Source organism: Arenimonas malthae CC-JY-1 (assembly GCF_000747075.1).
GTDB classification, from domain to species: Bacteria; Pseudomonadota; Gammaproteobacteria; order Xanthomonadales; family Xanthomonadaceae; genus Arenimonas; species Arenimonas malthae.
On sequence record NZ_AVCH01000066.1, the window covers coordinates 1 to 3,645 of the forward strand.

At 71.8% G+C, this 3,645-nt stretch carries 4 protein-coding genes; 3 read left to right on the forward strand and 1 reads right to left on the reverse strand.

Annotated elements, in window-relative coordinates; all coding sequences use genetic code 11:
* The coding region (locus N790_RS04240; protein ID WP_043801176.1) for a CHASE domain-containing protein at positions 1-1,074 on the reverse strand (1,074 nt) is incomplete at its 3' end.
* 79 nt (positions 1,075-1,153) lie between these two features.
* Here N790_RS04240 and N790_RS04245 point away from each other — a divergent pair.
* The 3 genes from N790_RS04245 to N790_RS04255 form a co-directional block, all read left to right on the forward strand.
* Positions 1,154-1,702: an RNA polymerase sigma factor gene (locus N790_RS04245; RefSeq protein WP_043801179.1), complete on the forward strand. Its 549-nt coding sequence runs from the start codon at positions 1,154-1,156 to the stop codon at positions 1,700-1,702.
* Between the two features lie 65 nt (positions 1,703-1,767).
* Positions 1,768-3,453: a vWA domain-containing protein gene (locus N790_RS04250; protein WP_043801182.1), complete on the forward strand. Its 1,686-nt coding sequence runs from the start codon at positions 1,768-1,770 to the stop codon at positions 3,451-3,453.
* Between the two features lie 9 nt (positions 3,454-3,462).
* Positions 3,463-3,645 (forward strand): hypothetical protein (locus tag N790_RS04255; protein WP_043801184.1); only part of this gene is annotated, 183 nt, incomplete at its 3' end.

Here is a 3,645-nt window from a genome sequence, read left to right on the forward strand (position 1 = left end):
ATAGGTGTCGTTCACCGGCTTGAAGCCATCGAGGTCGAAGGACAACAGCGCGAAGCCGCCATCGCCGCGCCGGCCGCGCGCGATGCGCCGCGCCAGCTGCTGCAGCGCCCAGCGGCGGTTGGGCAGGTTGGTCAGGGAATCCATGCCCGCCAGCCGGCGGATGCGCTGGCGGTCGTGCAGGATGCGCGCCGTGGCCAGCGCGGCCAGCAGGCTCAGGCCCACGCGGAACGGGAAACCCGGCGTGCTCCACCACGGGCGCGCGTCCCAGCCCTCCTTCGGCACGGCCGAGATCAGCCAGCTGCCGCCGGGCAGGAAGGCCGGCACGCGCACCGCCTTCGCCTCCCGCGACAAGCGCGGACCGCGCACGATGTCGCCGCCGGGGCCGGCGGCGTCGCGGCCGACGATGCCCAGCACCAGCTCCTTCTCCAGCGCGCGGATGCCGGCATTGCGCAGCATCAGTTCGTAATCGAGCACCATGCTCACCGCGCCCCAGAGCCGGGGCACGCCGTCGCGCTCCACCCACAGCGGGATGCGCACGGCCAGCGCGTGGCCACCCTGGCGCATTTCGAAGGGCCCGGCCAGCACCGGGCCGTCCTTGCTGATGGCGCGCAGCATGGCCTGCTTCTGGATCGGGTCGCCGAGCAGGTCCACGCCCAGCGCCGCCGCATTGCCTTCCATCGGATGGACGGCGCTGACCACGAAGCCCGGCGCGAGGCTGAAATTGAGGATCTGCGGCTGGCCGCGCCGCAGCTCGTCCGCGAGCAGCGCGAACTCCGCCGCCGACAGGCCCTCGTGCTGCACCACCTGCACCGCCAGGCCGCGCACCAGGCCCACGCTGGCATAGATGTCGGTCTCGAGCCGGGCGCGGAAATCCGACAGGTCGCGCTGGACCTCGGCCTGGCGTTCGCTGAAGTGGCGCTCGCGTTCGAGCTGGGCGGCGTTGATGCTGAAATACAGCCCGGCCAGCAGCACGGCCAGGCCGATGAGCAGGTGTCTCCCCGGCCGCAGCCAGCCTCCGGCGGAATCGGCGGGCTCGGCGCCGAGCGGTTCGTCATTGGCACGCCGGGAGGCCATGGGCGGCAATGTACAACGGCGGCCCGCCGCCCGCCCGGCCGGCTTCTCGGCCGGCGCGAAAGCCCGTACGCTGCCATTCATGCAGGCGGAACCCACCGACGAGGAGCTGATGCTGGCCTACGGGGCCGGCGACGTGACCGCCTTCCAGCAGCTCTACGCCCGCCACCGCGTGCCGCTGTTCCGGCACCTGCAGCGCCAGCTGCGCGACGCGGCGCTGGCCGAGGAGTTCTTCCAGGACACCTGGCAACGCGTGATCTCGGCCCGCGGCCGCTACCGGCCCGAGGCGAAGTTCGCCACCTGGCTTTACCAGATCGCCAGCAACCGGGTCACCGACCACTGGCGCGCGAAATCGCACCGCCCCGACCCGCCCGCGAACGCCGACGAAATCACCGAGCGCCAGCCGGACCACGACACCCCGGAGCGGCGCCTGTCGGCCTTCGAAGAACGCCGGCGCCTGCAGCTGGCGCTCGAGGAACTGCCGCCCGAACAGCGCGAGGCGGTGCTGCTGCGGCTCGAGCAGGAGCTCAGCCTCGAGGAAATCGGGGAAATCACCGGCGTCGGCCGGGAGACCGTGAAATCGCGCCTGCGCTACGCCATGGACAAACTGCGCGCGAGGTTGCGGCCATGAGCCAGCGACCCCCGCGCCGCCACCGGCACGTTGACACCGGCGCCACCCCAACCCGGAGCCATGCCATGCGCCATCTCGTCCTCAGCACCCTTTCGATCGCCCTGCTCGCCGCCTGCGCGCACAAGGTCGCCGAAGAACCCGCCGAACAATCCGCCGACGCCACGCTGGACAGCATCGAAGTGACCGGCAGCCGCGTGAACGCGCAGGAGGCCGCCCGCCCCAGGCACGCCGAGGTCGCCGCGGCGCCGCCGATGGTCGGCATGCCCGCGCCGCTGCCGCCCCCGCCGCCGGCCTACGCCGAACCCAACACCGAGAAATACGCCGAGTTCGAGGACAACCGCGTCGTCCGCACCGCCGAGCAACCAGTGTCCACCTTCTCCATCGACGTCGACACCGGCAGCTACAGCAACGTGCGCCGCATGCTTTCGCGCGGCCAGCTGCCGCCGAAGGACGCGGTGCGGGTCGAGGAGATGATCAACTACTTCGACTACGGCTACCCCGGCCCCGCCAACCGCGAGCAGCCCTTCCGCGTCACCACCGCGCTGGCGCCCGCGCCCTGGGACGGCAAGCGCGTGCTGATGCAGGTGGGCATCCAGGGTTACGACGTGGAGCGCGCCGACATCCCGCCGGCCAACCTGGTGTTCCTGGTGGACACCTCGGGTTCAATGGCCACGCCCGACAAGCTGCCGCTGCTCAAGGAGAGCTTCCGCCAGCTGGTGCCGCGCCTGCGCGCCCAGGACCGCGTCACCCTCGTGGTGTACGCCGGCAGTGCCGGCCTGGTGCTGCCGCCGACGCCCGGCGACCGCCACGGCGAAATCCTCGACGCGCTCGGCCGGCTCGAGGCCGGTGGCTCCACCAACGGCGGCGAGGGCATCGACCTGGCCTACGCCATGGCCAGGCAGGCCTACCTCGAAAACGGCGTGAACCGCATCGTGCTGGCCACCGACGGCGACTTCAACGTCGGCATCTACGATTCGCGCGCGCTGGAAACCAAGGTGGAAGACGGCCGCAAGGCGGGCATCGCGCTCACCACGCTCGGCTTCGGCGAAGGCAACTACAACGAGGCCCTGGCCGAGAAGCTGGCCGACGTGGGCGACGGCAACCACGCCTATATCGACACGCTGATGGAAGGCCGCAAGGTGCTGGTCGAGGAGATGAGCTCGACCCTGCTCACCATCGCCAGCGACGTGAAGATCCAGGTCGAGTTCAACCCGGCGCAGGTGGCCGAATACCGGCTGGTCGGCTACGAAAATCGCCAGCTCGCGCGCGAGGATTTCAACAACGACCAGGTCGACGCCGGCGAGATCGGCGCCGGCCACGACGTGACGGCGCTTTACGAGCTGTGCCTGGTCGGCGCCGGCTGCGAATCCAGCGATCCGCTGCGCTATGCCCCGGCCACCGCCGCCGCGCCCGCCGGCGGGCCGGAACTGGCCTTCCTGAAGCTGCGCTACAAGCAGCCTGGCAACGAGCGCAGCGTGCTGATGGAGCGCCCCGTCACCCGCCGCGAGCTGCAGGCGCAGGCGCCGGAGAGCCTGCGTTTCGCCGCCGCCGTGGCCGCCTACGCCGACCTGCTGCGCGGGGGGCGTAACATGAAGGGCTTCGGATGGGACCAGGTGGAAGCGCTGGCGCGCGACGCGCGCGGCGACGACCCCTGGGGCTACCGCGGCGAATTCCTGCGGCTGGTGGCGCAGGCACGCAGCCTGTCCGCCGTGCAGCCCGCCGACGCCGGCGTGCAGGTCAATGAGGAGTAAACCGCGCCGATGAACACCCCGCAGGACCCGCGCCAGGCCCCGCTCCAGGACGACGAAGCCGCCCTGGCCCGGGTGCTGCGCGCGCTGCCTGCGGGGGAGCCGTCGGCACGCGTGGATGCGGCCATCCTGGCCGCCGCCACCGATGCGGTGGGGCCGCGCGAAAACGCGACCCCGCCGCGCCGGCGCCTGCCG